The organism is Amycolatopsis sp. cmx-4-61 (assembly GCF_046548775.1).
In the GTDB taxonomy this organism is placed as follows: domain Bacteria; phylum Actinomycetota; class Actinomycetes; order Mycobacteriales; family Pseudonocardiaceae; genus Amycolatopsis.
Genome location: NZ_JAEBEI010000018.1, coordinates 112165 through 134723, shown reverse-complemented (window position 1 = coordinate 134723; position 22559 = coordinate 112165). Strand labels below are relative to the sequence as shown.

25 protein-coding genes are annotated in these 22559 nt (G+C 73.6%); 13 read left to right on the top strand and 12 right to left on the bottom strand.

The annotated features are described in order from the left end of the window. Positions 1-21: 21 nt before the first annotated feature. Positions 22-3096 (bottom strand): glycoside hydrolase family 2 TIM barrel-domain containing protein, encoded by a 3075-nt coding sequence (locus ACLJOU_RS36740; protein WP_410573879.1) that lies wholly within the window; start codon positions 3094-3096, stop codon positions 22-24. Positions 3097-3262: 166 nt separating this feature from the next. On the opposite strand from ACLJOU_RS36740, the gene ACLJOU_RS36735 reads away from it, so the two are divergent. The 3 genes from ACLJOU_RS36735 (at position 3263) to ACLJOU_RS36725 (ending at position 5921) form a co-directional block, all read left to right on the top strand. Next, positions 3263-4051: an enoyl-CoA hydratase-related protein gene (locus ACLJOU_RS36735; RefSeq protein WP_410573878.1), complete on the top strand. Its 789-nt coding sequence runs from the start codon at positions 3263-3265 to the stop codon at positions 4049-4051. Between the two features lie 55 nt (positions 4052-4106). Beyond that, positions 4107-4613 (top strand): dihydrofolate reductase family protein, encoded by a 507-nt coding sequence (locus tag ACLJOU_RS36730; RefSeq protein WP_410573877.1) that lies wholly within the window; start codon positions 4107-4109, stop codon positions 4611-4613. Positions 4614-4691: 78 nt separating this feature from the next. Further along, entirely contained in the window at positions 4692-5921 is a 1230-nt protein-coding gene (locus tag ACLJOU_RS36725; protein ID WP_410573876.1) for a DUF222 domain-containing protein, read from the top strand. Between the two features lie 283 nt (positions 5922-6204). On the opposite strand, the gene ACLJOU_RS36720 is transcribed toward ACLJOU_RS36725, so the two are convergent. The 4 genes from ACLJOU_RS36720 to ACLJOU_RS36705 form a co-directional block, all read right to left on the bottom strand. Further along, on the bottom strand, positions 6205-6975 hold the full coding sequence (locus ACLJOU_RS36720; RefSeq protein WP_410573875.1) for an SDR family oxidoreductase: 771 nt from the start codon (positions 6973-6975) through the stop codon (positions 6205-6207). Further along, on the bottom strand, positions 6972-7724 hold the full coding sequence (locus tag ACLJOU_RS36715; RefSeq protein ID WP_378190036.1) for an SDR family oxidoreductase: 753 nt from the start codon (positions 7722-7724) through the stop codon (positions 6972-6974). Before ACLJOU_RS36715 ends, ACLJOU_RS36720 begins: the two co-directional genes overlap by 4 nt. 114 nt (positions 7725-7838) lie before the next feature. Then, a complete protein-coding gene (locus ACLJOU_RS36710) occupies positions 7839-8801 on the bottom strand; it encodes a quinone oxidoreductase family protein (protein ID WP_410573874.1) in 963 nt (320 codons plus the stop codon). A gap of 69 nt (positions 8802-8870) precedes the next feature. Further along, on the bottom strand, positions 8871-9686 hold the full coding sequence (locus ACLJOU_RS36705) for an alpha/beta hydrolase (RefSeq protein WP_410573873.1): 816 nt from the start codon (positions 9684-9686) through the stop codon (positions 8871-8873). A gap of 55 nt (positions 9687-9741) precedes the next feature. Here ACLJOU_RS36705 and ACLJOU_RS36700 point away from each other — a divergent pair, with 55 nt between their 5' ends. Then, the gene (locus tag ACLJOU_RS36700) at positions 9742-10350 is read left to right on the top strand and encodes an SGNH/GDSL hydrolase family protein (protein WP_410573872.1); all 609 of its coding nucleotides are present in this window, start codon (positions 9742-9744) and stop codon (positions 10348-10350) included. Between the two features lie 34 nt (positions 10351-10384). Here ACLJOU_RS36700 and ACLJOU_RS36695 read toward each other — a convergent pair whose 3' ends face one another. The 3 genes from ACLJOU_RS36695 to ACLJOU_RS36685 are packed head-to-tail and all read right to left on the bottom strand — an operon-like array spanning position 10385 to position 12345. Continuing rightward, complete coding sequence (locus ACLJOU_RS36695) at positions 10385-11116, bottom strand: metallophosphoesterase family protein (protein WP_410573871.1); 732 nt, start codon at positions 11114-11116, stop codon at positions 10385-10387. After that, on the bottom strand, positions 11113-11922 hold the full coding sequence (locus tag ACLJOU_RS36690) for a nucleotidyltransferase family protein (RefSeq protein ID WP_410573870.1): 810 nt from the start codon (positions 11920-11922) through the stop codon (positions 11113-11115). Before ACLJOU_RS36690 ends, ACLJOU_RS36695 begins: the two co-directional genes overlap by 4 nt. 30 nt (positions 11923-11952) lie before the next feature. Beyond that, positions 11953-12345 carry an STAS domain-containing protein gene (locus ACLJOU_RS36685; protein WP_410573869.1) on the bottom strand — a complete coding sequence of 131 codons (393 nt, stop codon included), beginning with the start codon at positions 12343-12345 and terminating at the stop codon, positions 11953-11955. A gap of 124 nt (positions 12346-12469) precedes the next feature. On the opposite strand from ACLJOU_RS36685, the gene ACLJOU_RS36680 reads away from it, so the two are divergent. From ACLJOU_RS36680 to ACLJOU_RS36655, 6 genes are all read left to right on the top strand, one after another. Then, complete coding sequence (locus tag ACLJOU_RS36680) at positions 12470-12934, top strand: SRPBCC family protein (protein ID WP_410573868.1); 465 nt, start codon at positions 12470-12472, stop codon at positions 12932-12934. 8 nt (positions 12935-12942) lie between these two features. Continuing rightward, the gene (locus tag ACLJOU_RS36675; protein ID WP_410573867.1) at positions 12943-13767 is read left to right on the top strand and encodes a MerR family transcriptional regulator; all 825 of its coding nucleotides are present in this window, start codon (positions 12943-12945) and stop codon (positions 13765-13767) included. A gap of 76 nt (positions 13768-13843) precedes the next feature. After that, the gene (locus ACLJOU_RS36670) at positions 13844-14701 is read left to right on the top strand and encodes a hypothetical protein (RefSeq protein WP_410573866.1); all 858 of its coding nucleotides are present in this window, start codon (positions 13844-13846) and stop codon (positions 14699-14701) included. After that, positions 14701-15129 (top strand): phage holin family protein, encoded by a 429-nt coding sequence (locus tag ACLJOU_RS36665; RefSeq protein ID WP_410573865.1) that lies wholly within the window; start codon positions 14701-14703, stop codon positions 15127-15129. Before ACLJOU_RS36670 ends, ACLJOU_RS36665 begins: the two co-directional genes overlap by 1 nt. After that, entirely contained in the window at positions 15126-15770 is a 645-nt protein-coding gene (locus tag ACLJOU_RS36660; protein ID WP_410573864.1) for a DUF3618 domain-containing protein, read from the top strand. The genes ACLJOU_RS36665 and ACLJOU_RS36660 overlap by 4 nt, the downstream gene beginning before the upstream one ends. Positions 15771-15913: 143 nt before the next feature. Beyond that, positions 15914-16684, top strand: coding sequence for an MBL fold metallo-hydrolase (locus tag ACLJOU_RS36655; RefSeq protein ID WP_410573958.1), 771 nt, complete (start codon positions 15914-15916; stop codon positions 16682-16684). Between the two features lie 223 nt (positions 16685-16907). Here the strand turns inward: ACLJOU_RS36655 and ACLJOU_RS36650 are convergent, their stop codons facing one another. Beyond that, positions 16908-17231 (bottom strand): hypothetical protein, encoded by a 324-nt coding sequence (locus ACLJOU_RS36650; RefSeq protein WP_410573863.1) that lies wholly within the window; start codon positions 17229-17231, stop codon positions 16908-16910. Positions 17232-17603: 372 nt separating this feature from the next. On the opposite strand from ACLJOU_RS36650, the gene ACLJOU_RS36645 reads away from it, so the two are divergent. Continuing rightward, positions 17604-18275 (top strand): lytic polysaccharide monooxygenase, encoded by a 672-nt coding sequence (locus ACLJOU_RS36645; RefSeq protein WP_410573862.1) that lies wholly within the window; start codon positions 17604-17606, stop codon positions 18273-18275. A gap of 59 nt (positions 18276-18334) precedes the next feature. Continuing rightward, a complete protein-coding gene (locus ACLJOU_RS36640; RefSeq protein WP_410573861.1) occupies positions 18335-18937 on the top strand; it encodes an HD domain-containing protein in 603 nt (200 codons plus the stop codon). Here the strand turns inward: ACLJOU_RS36640 and ACLJOU_RS36635 are convergent. The 3 genes from ACLJOU_RS36635 to ACLJOU_RS36625 form a co-directional block, all read right to left on the bottom strand. Beyond that, on the bottom strand, positions 18927-19694 hold the full coding sequence (locus tag ACLJOU_RS36635; protein WP_410573860.1) for a sugar phosphate isomerase/epimerase family protein: 768 nt from the start codon (positions 19692-19694) through the stop codon (positions 18927-18929). The two genes, ACLJOU_RS36640 and ACLJOU_RS36635, sit on opposite strands and share 11 nt — an antisense overlap. Before the next feature lie 142 nt (positions 19695-19836). Then, a complete protein-coding gene (locus tag ACLJOU_RS36630) occupies positions 19837-20700 on the bottom strand; it encodes a hypothetical protein (RefSeq protein WP_410573859.1) in 864 nt (287 codons plus the stop codon). 43 nt (positions 20701-20743) lie between these two features. After that, a complete protein-coding gene (locus ACLJOU_RS36625) occupies positions 20744-21340 on the bottom strand; it encodes a CGNR zinc finger domain-containing protein (protein WP_410573858.1) in 597 nt (198 codons plus the stop codon). A gap of 45 nt (positions 21341-21385) precedes the next feature. On the opposite strand from ACLJOU_RS36625, the gene ACLJOU_RS36620 reads away from it, so the two are divergent. Beyond that, complete coding sequence (locus ACLJOU_RS36620; protein ID WP_410573857.1) at positions 21386-22558, top strand: MFS transporter; 1173 nt, start codon at positions 21386-21388, stop codon at positions 22556-22558. The last annotated feature ends 1 nt before the right edge of the window (position 22559 follow it).

Genomic DNA, 22559 nt, shown 5'->3' with positions numbered 1-22559 from the left:
TGCGCCCCGCCGGGCCCGCGGTCACCGGGCCAGCAGTGCGCTGATCCGCAGGAAGCCGCGCGCGGTCATCGTCACCCGCACCTCCGTGGTGACGACCGGATCGAACGCGAACGACGTCGGGTCGTTCGACCCGGTCCCCCACGTGATCCGCAGGTTCCGCACCGGCTCGAAGCCCCGGGCCGTGCGGTGGACGACTTCGACGGCGGACGGCAGCGCCAGCTTCGCGTCCACGACGAAGTTCGCCGTGACGGCACTGATCCGCTGGGCCGCCGGCCACGCCAACGACACCCAGTCCTGCGCTCGCGGCCGGCTCACCGCGTTCAGCGTCGCCGTCGCCTGCTTGACGTAGTAGTTGGACCAGCCGGTGGCCGGGTTGCCGTCCAGCATCGCGGCCGGCAGCGTGTCCGGGGCGCCCGAGTAGCTCGCGTCCGCGGTCGAAGCGGCCGGCACCACCGGCGTCTCGATCGCGCGCGCTCCCGGGCCGTTGCGCCGGCCGAGGGAGGAGCCGGGCAGGCTCAGCTTCCCCGGTGCCAGGCCCGGGGCGCTCGCCGTCACGGTGATCGACCCCCGCCCGCCGGTGGCCGCGATGACGGCGACGGCCAGCCCGTTGAACGCCGGGATCGTGGGCTGCTGGTAGCTCTGGGCGAATTCCTGCCGCCCGTTGTCGACGCCGGCGACGCGGCCGGGCCCGGCGACGGTGAACCGCAGCACCGGTCCGGCGCCCGGGACGACGACCCCGTGGGCATCCACGACCGACGCCGTCACGAACGTCATCGCCCCGGCCACCACCCGGTTGCCCGGCGCGGCGACGCTCAGCTCGACCGCGCGCGGCGGCCCGGCCGTGACGAGCTCGTCGCGGGCCACCTCGCGACCGCCGGCCCGGGCGATCGCGGTCAGCGTGCCGGGTTCGAAGGGCACGGTCCAGCTCAGGTGCAGCTTGCCGGTGCCGCCGTTCGGGCTGGTGTAGCTGCCGGAAGGGTCGTTCTTGTCGTCACCGGACGGCTCGCTCGTCTCCAGGTACGGCCGTCCGTCCACTGTAGTCTTCCGGTCGAACTTCCGGACGCCGAGTGACTTCCCGTTGAGCACGAGCTCCACGGTGTCCACAGTGGAGTAAACCCACACGGCGACGGGCTCGCCGGGCCGGTGGTTCGTCCAGTCCATCGGGACCAGGTGCACCATCGGCGCGGTCGTCCACTGGCTGCGGAACAGGTGGAAGGCGTCCTTGGGCAGCCCGGCGCTGTCCACCGCGCCGAAGAAGGACGTCTTGACCGGGAAGACGTCGTACGGCGTCGGCTCGCCGAGGTAGTCCTGCCCCGACCACAGGAACTGGCCCTGGCAGAACCTGCGGTCGCGGTCCTTCTTCAGCGAGTACTCGCCGCTGAAGGTCCACGAGGCGAGGTTGTTGTCGTAGGACGACGTCGCCCGCTTGCCCGGCGTGTGGTTTTCGCCGGTGTTGAGCAGGTCCGGTTCCTGGTAGACGCCACGCGTCGACGTGGCCGACGACGACTCCGACTCGAAGAAGAACTTGTCCGGGTACCGCTCGTGCAGCCCGTCGAGGGACTGGGCGGTGTTGTAGTTGACGCCGAGGCCGTCGAGCTGCTTCAGGATGAGGTCCTGCGGCGACCCGGGCGCGGGCACCCCGCGGTAGCGGTCCGAGCCCATCACGATCGGCCGGGTGGGGTCGATCGCCCGGACCGCGGCGATCAGCCCGGCGGCGATCTCCGGGCCGCCGGCCATCGACGCGTCCGGCACCTCGTTGCCGATCGACCACAGCACGACCGCGGGCGAGTTCTTGGCCGCGTGCACCATTTCCGCGATGTCGCGCCCGCTCCACTCGTCGAAGTCGCGGTGGTAGTCGTACTCGAGCTTGCCGGTCCGCCAGCAGTCGAACGCCTCGACCATCATGACGATCCCGAGCCGTTCGCAGACCGTCACCAGCTGCGGGTCCGGCGGGTTGTGCGCGGTCCGCAGCGCGTTGACGCCCATCGCGAGCATCAGCCGCATCTGGTGCTCCAGCGCGGCCGGGTCGATCACCGCGCCCAGCGCGCCCTGGCTGGCGTGCAGGTTGACCCCGCGCAGCTTCGCCGGCACGCCGTTCAGCGAGAACCCGTGGTCCGGGTGGAACTCCGTGAAGCGGAAGCCGAAGTCCGTGGTCGTGGTGTCGAGCACGCGCCCGGCCACGACGACGTCGGTGCGCAGCCGGTACAGCCGGGGGGTGCCGAACGACCACAGCTGCGGGCGCTCGACCCGCAGCGCCGTCACCGCGGTCACCGTCTGCCCTTTTTCCGTCGCGACGGTCGTCGAGCCGGTCGCCACCTCGCGGCCCGCCGGATCGGTGACCGTGGTGCGCACCTCCGCGGTGACCGCGGCGCCGGAGTCGTTGACGACGTCGGTGGCCACCCGCACGGTGCCCCGGCCGGCGGCGATGTCGGGCGTGGTGACGAACGTGCCGTGCCGGGCGACGTGCACCGGCTCGGTGACCACCAGCCGGACGCGGCGGTAGATCCCGCTGCCGGAGTACCAGCGGCTGCTCGGCAGCGGGTTCGTGGCGCGCACGGCGAGGACGTCCGGCGTGCGGCCGTCGGTGTGCAGCCGTCCGGTGAGGTCGAAGGCGAACCCGGTGTAGGCGTAGGGGTGGTGGCCGAGCAGCTCGCCGTTCAGGTACACGTGGGCGTCCGAATAGACGCCGTCGAACTCCACCGACACGCGCTTGCCGGCCAGCGACGACGGCAGCGTGAAGGTCTTGCGGTACCAGCCGAGGCCACCGCGGAAGAAGCCGGAACCGCTGTCGGTGCCCTTGTCCGTCGGGGGAAGCTCGATGCTCCAGTCGTGCGGGACGTCGACGACCTGCCACTTCGAGTCGTCGAAGCCGGGCTTCGGGGCGTCGGCGAACCGGCCGCCGGGATCGGTGACGCCGTCCGGGTTGGCCAGGGCGAACCGCCAGCCGGTGCCGAAGTCGGTCTCCCGCGCCTGTCCCGGCTGCGTGAGCGCGTCGGCGGCCCGGGCGACCGGCGCGATGACCGACGTGGCGACGGCGGCGCCGGCCCCGCCCAGGACGACTCGTCTGCGAAGTCCGCTCGGTTCTGCTTCCGGCATCGGGCGAGCCCCTTCCAGCGCGGCGACGTGCGGGCGGAACGCACTATGGCACAGAGTTTTCCGGACGACCAAAGGGTTCGATGATTTCGAACCGCGGACCTGTTCCGGACGTGACTTTACGCCAAGCGACCGCTTAGTATGATGGCCGACCATCGAGGAGGCGGCGATGTCCACTGTGGACGGTGTGCGGTACGAGACGGACGGCGCGGTCGCGACGTGCACGTTCGACAGACCGGACCGCAGCAACGCGATGGACATGCCGATGCAAGCCCGCTACGGCGCCCTGCTGCGGCAGGCCGACGCCGACCCGGCGGTCCGCGCGGTCGTCGTCACGGGCGCGGGCCGGGCGTTCTGCCCCGGCGCCGACCTCGGGCTGCTGGACACCGTCGCCACGCGACCCCCGGTGGAAAACGGTTTCCGCGACGTGCTGGCGGCGGCCTCGGCGAGCGTCCCGGTGGTGGCGGCGATCAACGGCGGCTGCGCCGGCCTGGGGTTCGTCATCGCGTGTTCGGCCGACGTCCGGTTCGCGGCCGCGGGCGCGAAGTTCACCACCGCGTTCGCCCGGCGCGGCCTGATCGCCGAGTACGGCATCGCGAAGCTGCTCCCGGAGCTCGTCGGCCAGGGCCGGGCCCGCGACCTGCTGCTGTCCGGGCGGACGTTCACCGCGGAGCAGGCGCTGGAGTACGGCCTGGTCCAGGAGGTCGTCCCGGCCGGCTCGCTGGCCGGGCGCGCGCACGCGTACGCGGCCGAACTGGCGACGCACAGCGCACCGCGGTCGATGGCGGTGATGAAGGAGCAGCTCGCGCGCGAGCCGCTGCTGCCGCTCGACTCGGCCGCCCGCGAAGCGACGGCGTTGATGCTGGAGTCCTTCGGCCGTCCCGAGCTGGCCGAGGGGCTGGCCAGCTGGAACGAGCGCCGTCCGCCGCGGTTCCCCCCGCTGTCTCGCGACCGATGAGTTTTCGCGGGACCGGCCGTCAGTACCTGCGTCCGACGACACGGAGGTGGGTTCCATGGCCAAACTGCTCTACGCGTTCAGCTGTTCGATCGACGGTTTCATCGCCGGCCCGGGTGGGGACATGTCGTGGCTGACGCCGTACCTGGGGCCGCCGCCGGTGGACCTCGTCCCCCGCATCGGGGCCCTGCTGGTGGGCCGCCACACCTTCGACGGCGACGATCCGCACCGGGGTGGGCCGGGTGAGGGGCAGGCCTTCGGTGGTGGCTGGGAGGGGCCGCAGTTCGTGCTCACCCATCGGCCGGCCGAGCCGGTTGCCGGGGTGAGTTTCGTCGGCGATCTGGCTTCGGCTGTTTCCGCCGCTTCCGCTGCTGCCGGGGAGAAGTACGTCAACGTTCTCGGGGCTGATGTTGCTCGGCAGTGTCTCGATGCCGGTTTGCTCGATGAGGTGCTGGCTTTGCCTGTGCCGGTTCTGCTGGGGTCCGGGGTCCGGGTGTTCTCGCGGGTCGGTCCTGCTGTTCGGCTCTCTCAAGTGGGACCTTGCTGGTATCGGGTCGTTTCTTAGAGATACGGCTTCGCCGTGGCGTGGATTCTTTGCCCGATCGAGTGATGACAGGTGTTCGAATCCCGGTAGCTTGGCGGTATGACCAGCAACGCGGCTCCCTCGCCTGAAGCGGTGGCTCTCGCCGACCGTTTCGGTGAGCTGCTCGCGCGCAAGCGGGCCACCGAAGCCGAAATCGGCGCGCTCGTAGTGGAGATCGAGCAGCGTGGCGTGCTGGAGCTGTTCGGCTACCGGTCCGTCACGCAGCTGCTGGAACACCTGGCCGATATCCCGAAGTCAGCGGCGGAGCGGCTGGTGCAACGGGCTCGGACACTCAACCCAGGCCGGGCTTTGGACGGGACCCCGATTCCCGCGGTCGCTCCCGCCACCGGTGCTGCGGCACTGGCGGGGCGGTTGAGTGACCCGATGATCGACGTGATCACCGGAGTCCTCACCCAAGTCCCGGCCGAGCATCAGGACAGTGCTGAGCAGCACCTGCTGACCTTCGCCGAAACCGCCGGATACAGGCAGGTCGCTGCTCTTGGGGCCCGGATTCTGGCCCATCTGGTTCCCGATGGCGCCGAGCCCGACGACACCGAACCTGCCGTTCCCACGCGGGAACTGTTCCTGCGCCGGAAAAGAACCGGGGTGTGGGAGCTGACCGGCCGGTTCGACGACGAAACCGGCACCCGCGCCAGCGCCCTCCTCGATGCCCTGGCCGAACGCCGCACCAGCGACGACGGGCCCGACACCCGCACCCACCCCCAACGCTACGGTGATGCCTTCTCCGACGCGATCGACCTCGCGTTGAAGTCCCCTACCCTGCCGATGCAAGCCGGGGAACGAGCCCACGTCATGGTCGCGGTCTCCCTCGACTCGTTGAAGACCGGCCTCGGCCAGGCCACCCTCGGCGACACCGGGCAGATGACGGCGGCTGAGGCGCGGGTGCACGCCTGCGACGCGATGATCATCCCCGCGGTACTGGGGGAGAAAAGCGAACCCCTCAACCTCGGCCGACTGCGCCGCCTGATCTCCCCCGGCCTACGCCGGGCCCTGTTCCTGCGCGACCGTGGTTGCGCGTTCCCCGGCTGCCACCGCCCACCACGCCACTGCCAGGGCCACCACATCCACCACTGGGCCGACGGCGGCCCCACCGATTTGGCGAACCTCGTCCTGATGTGCGCCCACCACCACCGGCTCCTGCACCGCTCCGGCTGGGAAGTCCGCATCGCCCCTGACGGCCTGCCCGAGTTCCTGCCGCCGGTGTTCCTCGACAAACGCCGAAAACCCCGACGCAACAACCTCCACCAACCACTCCCACACGCAGCCTGAACAACGGGAAAGGCCCGCAGCCAGACGGCTACGGGCCCACACCCACGTGCGCACCCAAGAAGACACTCCGGGACCCCGTTTGCGGCCGCATACCGAAGCGACGGCCGCCCATCCGGCTTCGGCAGTGTCGCGTCAGGGTGCACCACTCGCACGACCGGGCTCGTGTCTCGCGGGAGACGATCACGTCCGCCATCGACACCTGGCCCGGTACACCGCCGTCGCCGCGTCCTCGATCCGGGTTGTCACTTCCCGATCCGGCCGGAGGGCAGGAACGGCCGACGCGTCACAGCTCTCCGACGGCCTCTTCGACCTTGCGCTGCAGCTTGTTCATCCCGCCGAGCCACCGGTCGGTCTCGGTGGCGCGCGCCGCGTAGTAGCCCGCTACCTCGGGGTGCGGCAGCACCAGGAACCGCTTCTCCTCGATGGCCGCGAACAGCGCGTCCGCCACCTGCTCCGGCTCGATCGCCGAGGCTCCCATCAGCAGCTGGCCCGCCGTGCCGGTGCTCTCCAGCATCGCCGTGCGCACGCCCTGCGGGCAGATCGCCTGCACCGTGAGCCCGCGGTGCCGGTAGGTCGCCGACAGCCACTCGGCGAACGCCAACGCGCCGTGCTTGGTCACCGAGTACGGCGCCGAGCCCAGGCTGGTCAGCAGGCCCGCCGCCGACACCGTCGCGATGAAGTGGCCACGGCCGCGCTCGAGCCACGCCGGCAGCAGCAGGTTCGCCGCGCGGACGTGGGACATCACGTTGACTTCCCAGGTGCGCGCCCACACCTCCTCGCCGCTTTCGGCGCCGCCGAAGGGCGCGATGCCCGCGTTCGCGCAGAAGACGTCGATCTCGCCCAGCGTCGAGCGTGCGCTGTCGATCAGCTTCGAGACGCCTTCGAGGCTCGCCACGTCTCCGGCGAACGCCGTCCCGCCCACTTCGGCGGCCACCTCCGCGGCCTTGTCGCCGTCGAGGTCGGCCACGACGACCCGCGCTCCGTCCGCGGCGAACCGGCGGGCCAGCGCCGCGCCGATGCCGCCGCCACCCCCGGTGACGACGACGCCGGTCACAGGCCACCGCCCAGGGTCACGCCGCCGTCGAGGACCACCGTCTGGCCGGTGATCCAGCCCGCGTCGTCGGAGAGCAGGAACGCCACCGCGCCCGCGATGTCCGACGGCACGCCGAGCCGCTTCATCGGGTACGCCGAGGCGACCTCCTCTTCGCGGCCCTCGTACAGCGCGGTCGCGAACTTCGTCTTCACCACAGCCGGCGCGACGGCGTTGACGCGGATCTTCGGGCCCAGCTCGGCGCCGAGCTCGACGGTCAGCCGGATCAGCGCCGCCTTGCTGACGCCGTACATGCCGATGCCCGGCGAAGCGCCGAGCCCGGCGACCGAGGCGACGTTGACCACGGCGCCGCCGTGCTCCCCCATCCACGCGTCGCGGGCGCGCTTGGTCCAGCCCAGCGGGGCCAGGACGTTGACGCCGAGGATCTTCGCCGCCGCGGCGGGATCGATGTCCAGAGTCGGGCCGTAGACCGGGTTGATGCCGGTGTTGTTCACCAGGTAGTCGAGCCGGCCGAAGGTTTCGATCGTCTTGGCGACCGTCTCGTCCTGGTGGTCGGTGTCGTCGGCCTTGCCGGCCACGAACATGGCGACGTCGGGGCCGCCGAGCGAGCTGACGGCCTCCTCCAGGGCCTCCGGCTTGCGCGCGGTGAGGCAGACCTTGGCGCCGCGCTCGACGAGCGTCTTCGCGATCCCCAGGCCGATGCCCCGGCTGGCCCCGGTGACGATCGCGACGCGATCCTTGAACGAGTTCACGGCAGGGTGTCTCCTTCGGCTGTGGTGCCCGGCACATACCAAGCAGTCGGTCAGTGGCCCATTATGCGCGATGCGGCCGCGGTCTCAAGCCGGACGCCCGTCACATCCGGCCGTTCACCGCACGCGGAGCACCAGCTTGCCGGTCGTCGATCCCGATTCGATGCGGCGGTGCGCGGTCACCGCGTCCGCCAGGGGCAGGGGCTCGACGTCGACGCGCAAGGTGCCGTCGGCGACCGCCGCGACGGCGCGGCGCAGGGCCTGCCCCGCGGTGGCCGGCGCCAAGCCGGCGAAGGCCGCCAGGTTGAAGCCGGACACCGTCTTGTTGGTGAACCACAGTTCGTTGGCCGGGATGCCGACGTCCTCGGCGCCCGAAGCGTTGCCCATGACCACCAGGCGTCCCATCGGGGCCAGCCGGTCCAGGCTCGCGCGGCGCGCCGGCCCGCCGACCATGTCCACCACGACGTCGAACTCGCCGGTGCCCTCGACCTCGTCGCGCAGGACGACCTCGTCGTAGCCGAAGGCCTTCGCGGCGGCGATCTTCGCGGCGCTCCCGACCGTGCCGACCACCCGGCCGGCCCCGAGCAGCCGCGCGACCTGGCCCAGCTGGCTGCCGACCCCGCCGGCGGCGGCGTGCACGAGCACGCGCTCGCCGGGCGCGAGCCGGGCCACCCGCTCCAGCACGAGGAACGCCGTGGTGCTGTTGGACGGCACCGCGGCCGCCACCTCGAACCCGGTCCCGGGCAGGGGCGCGACGAGGTCGGCGGTGGTGGTGACGACCTCCGCGTAGCCGCCGCTCGCCACGATCGTCAACGCGGCGACCGGCTGTCCCACCGTCAGGCCCGAGACTCCCTCGCCCAGCGCGCGGATCCGGCCGGAAACCTCGATGCCCGGGACGAAGGGCAGCGGGACGTCCACGACGCCCTGCCGGTAGAGGACCTCGGCGAAGTTCGCGCCGGCGTAGGCGACGTCGATCGAGACCTCGCCCGGGCCCGGTTCCGGGACCGCGACGGCGTCGAGCCGCAGGACCTCGGCCGGGCCGAACTCGGGGATGGTGATCGCCTTCATGCTGTTCGTCATGCCCTGATCCTGCGGCGGCCGCGGGCACCGGGCCAGGTCCGGCTCAGCCTGGGTCCGCCAGGACCAGGTTCAGCGCGGAACCAGCGAGAGCACCGCCCCGACCAGCTGCGGACCGTCGAGCAGCGCCGGGTCGTTGTGGTCGGCGCCGGGGACCTCCACCAGCCGGGCCGACGCCGCGACCGCCACCGCCCGGCTCTGCGACGGCGGGACGAGCGAGTCACGCGCGCCCACGACCACCACGGCCGGCACGCGCAGGCGGGTCGCCTGCTCCTCGACCGGGAAGCGGTCACGCAGCAGCAGGCGCACCGGCAGGTACGGGTAGAGCCGCGCGCCGACGGCCGCGAGGTCCGTGAACGGCGACCGCAGCAGCAGCCCCGCCGGCGGGTGCTCGAGGGCCAGCCCGGTCACGACGGCGGAGCCGAGGCTCTCGCCGTAGTACAGCAGGCGCCCGGGCGGCACCCGCCGGTCCTCGGTCAGGAAGCGGTGGGCGGCGCGGACGTCGAGGGCCAAGCCGTCCTCGCTCGGGCTGCCGGGGTTGCCGCCGTACCCGCGGTAGTCGAGCAGCAGCACGGCCAGTCCGGCCTGTGCGAGCTTCGCGGCCAGCGGGGTGCGCCCCGCCCGGTTGCCGCCGTTGCCGCCCGCGACCAGCACCGTCGCCGCCGGATCCCGGCCGGCCGGCCGCAGGTACCAGGCGCCCAGCTCGAGGCCGTCGGCCGTGCGGAGGCGGACGTCCTCGGCACCGGGCAGCACGCTCGCGGCCGCGGGCACCGGCGCGGCGTCCGGGACGTAGATCAGCCGCCGCTGGACCGCCCAGAAGGCGGCCAGCAGCAGCACCACGACCACGACGACCACCAGCAGCAGGCGCAGCAACACGGTCCTGGTCACCGTGACCTCCAGCGCGACGGGAAACAACGGCGGGCCGGCCACGTTGTACCCGGTGATGACTCAACCACTCCGATTCTGCGTCCTCGGGGACTCGCTGGCGGCCGGCGTCGGCAGCAGCCGGGAAGACGACACCCTCGGCCGCCGGCTCTCCCGACGGCTGCGCGACGCCGGTCACCCCGTGCACCTGCGGAACTTCGGCGTACCCGGGGCCCGCTCGGCCGACCTCGAGCGCCAGGTCGGCGTCGCCCTCGGCGAGGGCGTGGACCTGGCGCTGATCGTGATCGGCGCGAACGACCTCGCCGGGTTCGTCTCCCCCGCCGTCGGCGCGCGGCAGCTGCACGACGCCGTCGCGCGGCTGGTCCGCGCCGGCGCCCGGGTCATCGTGGTCCCGGCGCCGGACCTGGGCATCGTGGCGCGGGTGCCCGGGCCGTACCGGCAGCTGGTCTCCGCGGCCAGCGGCCACTACGCACAGGCCCAGGCCGAAGCGGCCATCCGGGCCGGGGGTGCGGTGGCCACCGCCGGTCCCGAACTGGCCGCCCGCTTCGCCGCCGAACCGGCCCTGTTCTCCGCCGACCGCTTTCACCCCTCTTCGGCCGGTTACGCCGCGATCGCCGAAGGCCTGGCGCCGCACGTCCTCGCCGCGGCCGCGCACCTCGCGGCCTGAGGGAGTTCCGCGGCACGCCGGTCTCGTGACCGGGTCAGCGGCGCGTGGACAGCTCCGCCGGGTGCAGCTCGTACAGGGCGTACGCCTTGCGGATCACCGGCTGCGCCACGTTCCGCACGCGCACGCCGCCGGGGGTCACGCCCTGCTCGCACCCGAAGTGGGCGTGGCCGTGCAGGGCCAGGTCGGCGCCCACCTCGTCGATCGGCTCGCCCAGCAGGTACGAACCGAGGAACGGGTGGATTTCGGGGGGCTCGCCGTGCAGGGTGCCCGGGATCGGCGCGTAGTGCGTCAGCGCGACGACGACGTCCGTGTCGAGGCTTTGCAACGCTTTGCGCAGCGAATCCGCCGACGCCATGGTGGTCTCGACGAAGTCCTTCATCTCCCGCTCGCCGAAGCGGCTGGCGCACTTGCCGGCGAACCCGCCGCCGAAGCCCTTGACCCCGGCGACCCCCAGGGAGCCGTCCGGCAGGTCGAAGCGGACCGCGTCGCCCTCCAGCACCTCGACGCCGGTCTCCCGGAGCAGGTTCGCGATGACCTCGCCCCGGTCGCTGTGGTGGTCGTGGTTGCCCAGCACCGCGGCGACCGGCACGCCGAGCCCGGCGAGCTCCTCGGCCACCACGCGGGCCTCCTCGACGGTGCCGTGCCGGGTGAGGTCCCCGGCGAGCAGCAGGACGTCGGCGGTACCCGCGAGGTGCTCCAGGGCCGGCCGGAGCAGGCCGCGGGAGTCCTCGCCCAGGTGCACGTCCCCGACCGCGGCGATCCTCATCGGCCGATCTCCTCCGCGCTCGCCGGTTCGCGGACGTCGGCGACCCGGACGTCGTTGTGCACCAGCTCCCCGGTCAGGTACTCGCCGACGACGGCGTCCACCTCCGCCTTGCGCTCGGAGCAGACGACTTCGCCGGTCAGGTGGACGTGCTCGCCCCGCACTGTCACGTGCACGCCGAGCTCGGCGGTGCGCGGGTCTTCGGCGAGGGCCCGGCTGAGCCGGGCGACGAGGTACTGCGGTGGTTCGGGCACGAGTGCCTCCTTCGGGTCGATCACGGCCAGGTCGCCGAGCAGCGCCAGGAACGCCCGGGCGTAGGGGGACGCCGACACCTGCACGGCGACGTCGGTCCAGTCGACCTGTTCGCGCAGGTCCCGGGCGATCCGCAGCAGCGGCGCGAAGTCGCACCGGTGCGCGCTCAGCACGAGCAGCTTGTCCACCAGCAGGTCGGTGCCGGAGACGACCGGCGCCGCGGTGGACCCGATCCGCATCAGCGCGGCGCGGTCGAGCAGTTCGTCGGTCACCGGCCGGTGGTTGGGGCCGTGGATGAGGTCGACGAGGATGTCGCCGTCGTAGACCTTGGTCAGCCAGTCCTCCGGCGGGTGCACGCGGCGCAGCCCGGCGGCGGTGAGCACCTCCGCCGCGCGGTCCGCGTCACCGGGCTTGAGGAACAGGTCGACGTCGTGGTCCGACGGTGGGCCCCCGCGGGCGTAGACGGCGAGGCCGCCGGCGACGGCGAACCGGATGCCGGTGCCGTCGAGGGCGGTCACCACGCGGGTCAGGCTCTGCAGCAGCGCCTCCGCTTCCATGGCGGAGGACTACCCGCGACCGGCCCCGCCCTAACCGCCGGCCACCCCGGCAGCGCCGGGCCGCTGCCGGATCCACGCGCAGGCGCGGTCCACCGTCGGGTGCAGCGCGAGGGCGCCGTCCAGCCGGGTGACCTGCAGGGACCGCAGTACCGGACGCCCGGCGGCGACCACCGCGAACGGCAGGTCGGCCGCCGCCGTTTCGCCGGCGAGTTCGATAATGACCTGCAGCCCGGCCGAGCCGCAGAACGTGATCGCGCCGAGGTCCACGATGAGCGCGCCCGGCCGGCCGGCCAGCGCGTCGCGCGCCCGCGTGCGCAGCACCGGCGCGGTGCCGAGGTCCAGGTCGCCGGCCGCCGCGACCACGACGGCCTCGGGCACGGTGCGGACGCGAACCGTCAGTGCGGACGTCCGTTCGTCGGTCACGGGGGGCTCCTTTCCGTCGCTGATGTTCGACCCTAAAGGTGTTGCATCGTTTTGTCATCGATTTGCCCGGGTAACCCGGGGACCAGACCGGCAGTACGACCGAACGAGGAGAGGACAAGCCGCGATGAGCACCGTCACCGAATCCGTGGACGTCGAGACCGACGTCACGACCGCCTACAACCAGTGGACGCAGTTCGAGTCGTTCCCGCAGTTCATGGAGGGCGTCGACGAGATCCGGCAGCTCGACGACACCCACACCCACTGGAAGATCAGCGTCGGCGGGCAGACCCGGGAGTTCGACGCGACGATCACCGAGCAGCACCCGGACGAGCGCGTCGCCTGGAAAGCCGACTCCGGCCCGACGCACGCCGGCGTCGTGACGTTCCACCGCCTCGACGACCGGCAGACCCGCGTCACCGTCCAGCTCGACATCGACCCGGACGGCTTCGTCGAGAACGTCGCCGACAAGCTCGGCATCCTCGACCGGCGGGTCAAGGGCGACCTCGGCCGGTTCAAGACCTTCATCGAGGAGCGCGGCGGCCGGGAGACCGGCGCCTGGCGGGGTGATGTCGCCCGCCCCGGGAACTGAGCCTGCCGGTGGACCGGCCCGCGACCGCCCCCGCCGTCACCTGGACGGCGGGGGCGGTCGCGCGCATGCTGGGCGTGCCCGCGTCGACGTTGCGCGCCTGGCACCGCCGCTACGACCTCCCGCTGTCCGCACCGCAGCCCGGCCGCCACCGCCGCTACGGCCGGGCGGACATCGAAGCGCTGCTGCGCATGCAGCACCTCATCGAACACGGGCTCAGCACGGAAACGGCGGCCGCGCGGGCGTTCCACCCCGGCGCGACCGACGTCGGCACGCTGCTGACCGCCGTCCGGCGCCTGCAGATCGACACCGTGGCCGCGCTCCTCGACGCGCACCTGGCCGACCGCGGCGTCCCGGCCACCTGGGACGACCTCTGCCGCCCGGCGCTGACCGCACTCTGCGGCCCGGACGCCGACCGCTGCATCGACCTCGTGCACGGGCTGGCCTGGGCCATCGCCGCCGCCCTGCACCGCATTCCGCCACCCACCGGCGCCGCGCCCGCGGCCCTGCTGGCCTGTGTGGACGGTGATCGGCACACGCTGCCGCTCGAGGCCCTGCGCGCGGCACTCGCCGAACACGGCCGCGAGGCCCTCTTCCTGGGCGCTTCCGTGCCGGAAACCGCCCTCCGGCACGCGATCGACCGGGTCCGGCCCGCCGCGCTCGTGCTGTGGAGCAGCCAGCCGGCAACGCCCCCGCGCGGCCTCCCGGTGCCGCGGCTCGTCCTGGCCGGCCCCGGGTGGCCGGCGGAAGCCGGCGGGCCGGGCAGCCTCCGCGACGCCGTGTCGCTGCTGACGAGCGACGCCGCCGTCCGGTTTATGCCACGGCCACCCGGGTAGCCAGCCGCCTTACCAGGCCGATGCTCGCATCGGCACCACGAAGGCGCGCCAAGTGCCTCTCGCGCAGGAGGTCGAGATGACTCAGGGACCCGGTGGTCAGTCACCGCCGCAGCACGCCTCCGGATCGCCGTCGATGCCGGAAACCGCCAAGGACGAAGCCCGCGAGGTGGCCACCACGGCCGCCGACCGGGGTGGCGAAGTCGCGCAGACGGCCGCGGACCAAGCGAAACACGTCGCCGCGCACGCCCAGCAGGAAGCCCGCGACCTGGTCCGCGAGGGCCGGGACCAGCTGCAGGCGCAGGCCAGGGACGGCCAGCGGAAGGCGGCCGAGAGCCTCCACCAGCTGGCCGGTCAGCTCGAGCGGATGGCGGAGCAGACCGACTCGCCCGGCCTGGCCGGTGACGTCGCCCGCCAGGTGTCCGACCGGACGCGGACGGTCGCCGACTGGCTCGAGCACCGCGAACCCGGTGACCTCCTCGACGAGGTGCGGCGCTTCGCCCGCCGCCGTCCCGGCACGTTCCTGGTCGGCGCGGCCGTCGCCGGTGCCCTCGTCGGGCGGCTCACCCGCGGCGTCGTCGCGCAGCATAAGGAGGACTCCTCGGACACCGGGGCGGGCATCCCGCCGCAGCACGCCGGTCCCGCCGCGACCCCGCCGGTGCCCCAGCCGGCCGACGCCGAGTACGCGACGCCCCAGCAGGGTTTCCCGCAGCCGGGCTACGCGGCCTCCGGCGGGTACCCCGCGTCCCAGCCCGCCGGCGGTCTCCCCCAGCCGGGCTATGCCACCCCGGGTGGCTACAACGCGCCGCAGCCGGTGGAAGGCCTTCCGCAGCCGAGCCGTCCGGGCGCCGCGCCGGGCGGGTACAACGCGCCGCAGCCGCCGGAACACCTTCCGCAGCCGGGTCCCCGCTTCTCCGGGCCGGGGCAGGTGCCGTGATGACCCAGGCACCCGGACCCGCGCCCCGCGCCGGTGAACCCGTCGACGTCGCCGACACCTCGGTCGGCGAGCTGATGTCGAACGTCATGAAGGACATTTCCACCCTGGTGCGGCAGGAAGCGGAGCTGGCGAAGGCCGAAGTCAAGGCCGAAGCGGGCAAGGCCGCGAAGGGCGCGGGCATGCTCGGCGGGGCCGGGTTCGCCGGCTACATGGTGTTGCTGTTCCTCTCCATCGCCCTGTGGCAGGGCTTGGCGAACGTGATGGACGCGGGCTGGGCGGCCCTGATCGTCGCGGTCGTGTGGGCGATCGCCGGCGCCGTGCTCTACACGACCGGGCGGCGCGAAGTCCGCCGGGTCAACCCGAAACCCGAACGCACCGTCGAGACCCTCCAGCAGGTCCCGGACGCACTGAAAGGCGAACGACCATGACCGAACCGGAGCGCATCCGGCGTGAAATCGAAGGCACGCAACGCAATCTCAGCACGGACGTCAACGCGCTCACCGAAAAGGTGAGCCCCGGCCGGATCGTCGAACGCCGCGTCGGCCGGGTGCGCACGGCGTTCGGCAACGCGCGGAACCGCGTCATGGGCACCGCGACCGACCACGCCTCCGCGGCGGGCGACAAGGTGGGTTCGGTCGCGTCCACCGCCGGGGACAAGGTCAGTTCCGCCGCCGGCACCGTCGGCGACAAGGTCAGTTCCGCCGCCGACGCCGTCGGCGAGGCCCCGGCGGCGATCCAGCGCGGCACGCAGGGCAACCCGCTGGCCGCGGGCCTGATCGCCTTCGGCGCCGGCTGGCTCGTGTCGTCGCTGCTGCCCGCGAGCGAGCCGGAACGCAAGCTCGCGAGCCAGGCGACCGACCTCGCCCGCGAGCACGTGGCCCCGGTGGCCCAGCACGCGGCCGAGGAGCTGAAGGAGAACCTGCGCGAACCCGCGCAGCAGGCGGCCGAGTCGGTGAAGTCCGAAGCCGCCGACGCCGTGTCGACGGTCAAGGACGAAGCGCAGTCGGCGACCGGGGACGTCACCGATCGCGCCCAGGAGGCCCGGGAAAACGTGCGGTCGCAGAGCTGAGCCGCGGGGCGCGGCCACCCCGGCCGCGCCCCACCCGGATCCCCGGGTACCCGGAGTACCGGTGGAAAGGACTGCCCGTGCCCTCGTTGGACCCGCCCTCGTTGGACCCGCCCGCGTTCGACCCGCCCGGCGGTGACTCGCTGATGTTCGTCGGGACCGCGACCACGGTGCTGCGGCTGGGCCCGTTCACCCTGCTCACCGACCCCAACTTCCTGCACCGCGGCCAGTGGTCCTACTTCGGCCAGGGCCTGTTTTCCCGGCGGCGCACCGAACCCGCGCTGCAGCCGGCGGACCTGCCGCCGCTCACCGCCGTGATCCTTTCGCACCTGCACGGCGACCACTTCGACCGGATCGCCTCGCGTGAACTCCCGCGCGACACCCCGATCCTGACCACCGAGCACGCGGCCACCCGGCTGCTGCGGCGGGGCTTCCACGCCCCGCTCCCGCTGCCGACGTGGACCACGGAGACCTTCACCGACGGGGACGCGCGGCTGACGGTGACGTCCGTGCCGGCGCGGCACGCCCCGGGCCCGGTGCGGCGGCTGCTCCCGCCGGTCATGGGCAGCGTCCTGGAGTACCGCGCGACGCCGGAAACCGGCCCGCTGCGGATCTACCTCAGCGGCGACACGGTGATCCACGACGAACTCCGGCGGATCCGGGAGCACTTCCCCGACCTCGACCTCGCGGTGGTGCACCTGGGTGGCACGCGCGCGTTCGGCGTGCTGGTCACGCTCGACCACCGCGGCGGGGTGGACCTGCTGAACCTGCTGGAACCCCGGCGTGCGGTCCCCGTGCACTTCGACGACTACGGCCTGTTCCACTCGCCGGTGTCCAACTTCCTCGAAGAGGTCCGGCAGCGGCGCCCGCCGACGCGGGTGCAGTTGCTGCAGCGGGGCGAATTCCTCTCCCTGTGAACCCGGTGCGGTCCCGGTGCCGGTGGACGGCACCGGGACCTCCGGAGGAACCTGCGTGTCGAAACCGTTGTCCGTGCCCTGCGCGAACTCGACGGCTCCCGGCACGCCGGCGTCGCTGCCGCAGGATGCGCCTGGAGGCGCGGTGGCCGGGCCTTCGCTGGGTCTCACCGGCCGCTGTCGGGGCAGGCGGCGTACGCCGGCGACGGAGTGCAGCCGGGTGCCGTCACGGCATCACTCCCCTTTCCTCGTTCTTCGTTCCCTGCGCGCTTTCCGTGCGCCGCGGCGGGGCTCGCTCCCGGCGCGGCCCCTTCCCGGCGAGCCGCCGGGCACCCGGGCACCGGCGCGGCCCACCGGCGACCGCGGCCGGGCGGCGGGGCAGCCCCGGACCGCGGCGGGCGGGCGGCACCGGCGGTGGCGGTGGCGGTGGCGGTGGGCGGAAGTTCGCGGCCACGATCGCGTCGAACTCCGCCCGGACCCACTCGGGGTCGGCCAGCACCAGCTCGCTGAACGCGTCGGCCGCGGCCGAACGGGCGCTCTTGTCCGGCATCGTCGTCCACTCCCCGGATCGTCTCGCGATGTCACCAGGTCCTGGTATTCGTATAGCACCGGACGGAGATCGGTTCAAGTCCTCAAAGGACGGCAACCGACGGCGGCCCAGCGCACCCGGCGGTGAGGATTTTTCCGGATGCACCCGTGCGGAGCAGCCGGCCGGGCCGGCGTTCACCAGGCGTTCCCGGCGCGGGACCGATCGGGCGGCCCGGCACCCGCGCACCTGCGCCGTTCAGTGACCGTTCAGTCCGGGTTCGTCGGCGGAAAGCGGCGCACCGCAACGGTTTCGGGAGAGCACGCACCGGCCGGGGGCGTATGGTCACGACCTCGGGAGCGCTCCCCGAAACCGGCCCCGACGAAGGAGGACAGTGTGGTTCCCCGACGGATCCGCCCCCGCAAGACCCTGCTCTCCCTGGTGGTGACGGCCGTGACCGCCGTGCTGCTGGGCGGCGTGCTCACCGGCGTCGCCGACGCGCACGGGTCCGCCACCGATCCGCCCTCGCGCAACTACGGCTGCTGGAACCGCTGGGGCAGCGACTTCCAGAACCCGGCGATGGCGACGAAGGACCCGATGTGCTGGCAGGCCTGGCAGGCCGACCCGAACGCGATGTGGAACTGGAACGGGCTCTACCGCGAAGGCGTCAAGGGCAACCACCAGGGCGCGATCCCGGACGGGACGCTGTGCAGCGGCGGCCGCACGCAGGCGCCCCGGTACAACGCCCTCGACACGGTGGGGGCGTGGCAGATGGCGAACAAGGACAACCGGTTCACCCTCACCGTCACCGACCAGGCGCACCACGGTGCCGACTACCTGCTGGTGTACATCACCAAACAGGGCTTCGACCCCGCGACCCAGCCGCTGGGCTGGGGCAACCTGGAACTGGTCGCCCAGACGGGCCGCTACGCGCCCGCCGGGCAGTACCAGGTCGCGGTGAACGCGGGCACCCGGACCGGACGGCACGTCGTCTACACCATCTGGCAGGCGAGCCACCTCGACCAGTCGTACTACTTCTGCAGTGACGTGAACTTCTCGGGTCGCTGATCGTCTCCGGCCCCGCGGGTCCGCCCGCGGGGCCGGTCGGCGGTCGTAAGCTGCGGGGCATGGAACTCACGCTGCCCGGCGGCCCGGCGTGCGAGCACGCGACCGAGGTCGCGACGGCCTACTCGTCGCCGTCCCTGCTCAACCATTCGCTGCGGGTGTACGCCTGGGCGGTCGCGCTGGGTGGCGTCCACCACGTCGACTTCGATCCCGAGCTGCTGTTCGTCGCGGCCATGCTGCACGACGTTGGGCTGGCCGCGGTGTTCGACAGCCACACCGAGCCGTTCGAGGTGGCCGGCGGGCACGTCGGGTGGGTGTTCGCCGCCGGGGCGGGCTGGCCGCCGCAGCGGCGGGCGCGGCTGGCGGAGGTGATCGTCCGGCACATGCAGGCGGAGGTCGACCCGGCCGAGGACCCGGAAGGCTTCCTGCTGTCCCGCGCGGCGGCGGCCGACATCGCCGGGCGCGACGTGGCGGATTTGCCCGCGGACTTCCGCGCGGAGGTGCTCGAGCGCTACCCGCGGCTGGACCTGGTGACGGAGTTCCTGCGCTGCTTCGGCGACCAGGCGGCCCGCAAGCCGCAGAGCCTGGCCGCGGCCGCGATGCGCAACGACCTCGCCACCCGCATGGCCGCCAACCCGCTGGAGGGGCGGACCGTCACCGGCTGACCCACTCCGCGGCGGCGCGCAACGCGACGTCGACCGGAGGGAGGTCGGGGTACCAGGCTTTCTCCCATTCGAGTGACACCCAGCCGGACCACGACCGCAGCAGTTCACGGCACTCCCCGAGCGGCACGGCGCCCTCCCCCGGCGGCACCGGCGTCGGGTCTTCGCGGCGGCCGACGTCCTTGACCTGGAAGTAGCCGAGGTAGGGCCCGAGCGCGGCCCGGGTGGCGGCCGGTGCCTCACCGGCCCGCCACGGGTGGACGGCGTCCCAGAGCACGGCGGCCAGGTCGGGTGCCTCGAACCCGTCGACGAGCCGCCGGGCGGCGGCGCCGGTGGGGTGCGAGTCGTGCGTCTCGACGAGCAGCCGCACCCGGGCCGCCCGCAACTCGTCGAGAACGGCGGCGATGCGGGGCCGGGCATCCCCGTCCCCGCCGTCCCCGCCCGGGAAGACCCGGATCGCGGGCGCGCCGATCCGGTGCGCGAGGGCGATCAGGGCCTTGAGTTCGTCGACGACGGGCCGGTCCGCCCCGGGAGCGGCGACTTTGGCGTATCCGGCCAGACAGGAGACGGCGAGGCCTTCGCCGTCGAGGAGCGCCCGGACGGCATCGGTGGCGGGCCCGGAGAGTCCCAAGTGGACCTCTTCGTCGGGGTGCACGCGCAGTTCGAGGCCGGCGCAGCCATGGGTGCGCGCGATGCGCGCGGCTTCGCGGACGGGGACGCCGGGCATGCCCAGGGTGCTCACGGCGAACTGCCAGCCCATCGACGACCTCCCCGCTCGGGTGAGGGAAGTGTAAGCGCTTTCAGGGAGCAGGGCGGCCCCTACGGACCTTCGGGCTCGCTCGTCCCGGGCATGGCGGTGCCCGCACCCGTGATCACCTCGGGTGCGGGCACCGGGCCCCTGGCTAGTGGGCCTTGTTCTGCCCACGACCGGCCGGGGCGCGGCCGTTCGCTCCGTCGGCGGCCTTGGCCGCCTGCTGGGCCGGCTTCTCCGCCGACGGCTTGGCCGGCGCGGGTGCGGGCGCCGGCTTCGGTGCAACCGGGGCAGCCGGGGTAGCCGGCTTGACCTCCGGCGTCGTCGGGGCCGCGGCGGCCGGGGTCGGCGTCGCAGCAGCCGGCTTCGCGGCCGCGGGGGTCCCGGCCGCGGGGGTCGGGGCTGCGGGGGTCGGGGTAGCGGGGGTCGGGGTAGCGGGGGTCGGGGCCGGCTTGTTCTCCGTATCGACCGAGGCGTTCTTCTCCGCCTCCGCCAACGGGTTCGGCCGGCGGATCTTGACCACCGCCACGATCGCCGCGGCCACCGCGCCGAACGCCACCAGCCACGGCCAACGGGACCGCTTCGTCCGCTCGCCGCGGGCCACGCTCTTGGCCTCCTGCAGCGCGACCGCCAAGTCACGCTTCGCCGTCGCCACGGTCTTGCGGCGCTTGCGGCCGGACTCGCCCGCGGAACTCACCACCGTCGCCACCGCCTGGGCCGCCTTGCGGCCCGGGTCGCGCAGCTTCGCCGCACGGGCCAGGACCTCGTCGCGAGCGGCGCCCGAGTGGGACACCACGTCGCGGCGTGACGACCGCGTGCTCTTGTCGAGGTCCTTCGTCGCCGCCCGGCCGACCTTCGCGAGTTCGTCCTTGCCCTCGGCCAGCTTCCGGTCGGTGATTTCGACCGCCCGTGCGGCCGCGGCCGCACCCACCCGCGCGGCTTCCGCGGCGAGGTCCCGTACGCCGGCCGCCGCCGTCTTCACCGATCGCCCGACCGGGGCGTCGCCCTGGCTCATGTGATCACCTCTCACTCGTCGCAGCAGGCGTCACCTGCTCAGCTCACACCCGGGGGCTACCCAGAGAAGGCGCATCCGGAACGTCGGCCATCCGACGGCGCTGCCGGTACCCCGCCGACTTGGCCTTCGTGCCGCACGCGGTCATGTCGCACCAGCGGCGGCGGCCCGCGTGCGAGGCGTCGAGGAACAGGCGGCTGCAGTCCGGGTGGGCGCACTCTCGGATCCGGGACGCGTGCGGGCCGGTGAGCAGGTCGATCGCGTCCCGGGCGAGCGTCGAAAGGGCCTGGCCGAGGTCGCCGCGGTACTCGACCGCCGCGCCCGTCCAGTGCGGCACCAGCGGCGGCCGCGCGGCGAACGCGTTCAGCTCCGCGCGATCGGTGTCCCGCGGGGCCCGCCGGCACAGCCGGTTGACGGTTTCGCGCAGCGCGACGGTCCGGCGGAGCCCGTCGTCGTCGACGGCGATGCCGGTGCCGAACCCGGCTTCGGCCAGCCAGCGGGTGACGTCGGCGGGCGCGGTCAGCAGCTCGCGCGGGTGCTCCCGGTGGCGGACCTGCAGCGTGGTCGTCAGGTCCAGACAGGGGCGGCCGGCGAGGAAGGTGAACACGTCACCATATTGACCGGTGACGCGGATGTCTGCCAAGCTGCGTCACCAGACAGTGAGGTGACGACTGGGGTGACGACTGGGATGACGGGGGGTGCGATGTCCGGGCTGACGCGGTACCTGACCGCCGCGGTGCTGGTCCGCGGCGCCGACAGCGGCGCGACGGTCGGGCTGCTCCTGCTCGCCGCGGACCGGCACCAGTCCGCGGCCACCGGCGGGCTGCTGGTCGCCGCGCTCACCGCGCCGCACCTGGTGGGCCCGTGGCTGGCCGTGCGCCTCGACCGCGCGCGCGACCGGCGCCGGCTGCTGGCGCTCGCGTACCTGGTGTACGGGGTCGCGCTGACCACGGGCGCGCTGGCGGTCGGACGGCTGCCCGCGGCCGCGGCGCTCGCCGCGGTGGCGGTCGCCGGCTGCTGCGGACCGCTGCTCACCGGCGGGCTGAGCAGCGTGCTGGACGACGTCACCCGCAGCCGGCGCGGCCGGGGCTGGGACGCGCTGACCTACGGCGTCGGCGGCACGGCCGGCCCGGCGGCGGCCGCGGCGCTCACCGCGTCGGCCGGTCCCCTCGGCGCCGTGCTCGCCCTGGCCGTCGCGGCCGTGGCCGCCGGAGCGCTGGTCGTGACGCTGCCGGCGGCCGGCGCGGCCCGGCCGGAGGAGGCGGCGAGCCTGCGCGCCGGGCTGGCGGTCCTGATCCGGCGCGGGCCGCTGCGCCGGGTGACGCTGCTGACGTTGCTGGCGGCACTTCAACTGGGGGCGCTCCCGGTCGTGGCCGTGCGCTTCGGCACGGAGCTGCACGGCACGGCCGCGGCGGGCGCGACCCTCACGGTCGCCTACGGCGCGGGCAGTCTCCTGGGTTCGGCCCTGGTGACGGCGTGGCCGTTGCGCGGCGAGCCGGAAGTGCAGGCCGCGCGGCTGTTCGCGGCGATGGCGGTGGCCACGGCGGCGTGCGCGTTCGCCCCCGGCTACGCCGTCGCGATCGCCGGCTTCGCGGTGCTGGGCGTGCTCAACGCCGTGTCGTTCACGGCGACGTTGGCCGCCCGCGGCGCCTACGCCCCGGCGGGCGCGCAGGCGCAGGTGTTCGTGACGAGCGCGGGCCTGAAGGTGACGTCGGCGGCGGCCGGGGCCGCCCTCGCGGGTGCGGCGAGCGGCTTCGGCGGCCAGGCCCTGCTGCTCGCCGCGGCCGCGACCACCGGTCTCGCGGTGGTCGCGGCCCGGGTCGACGGGAAGCTCGCCCCCGCGTTCGTCCCGGCGCCCTGAC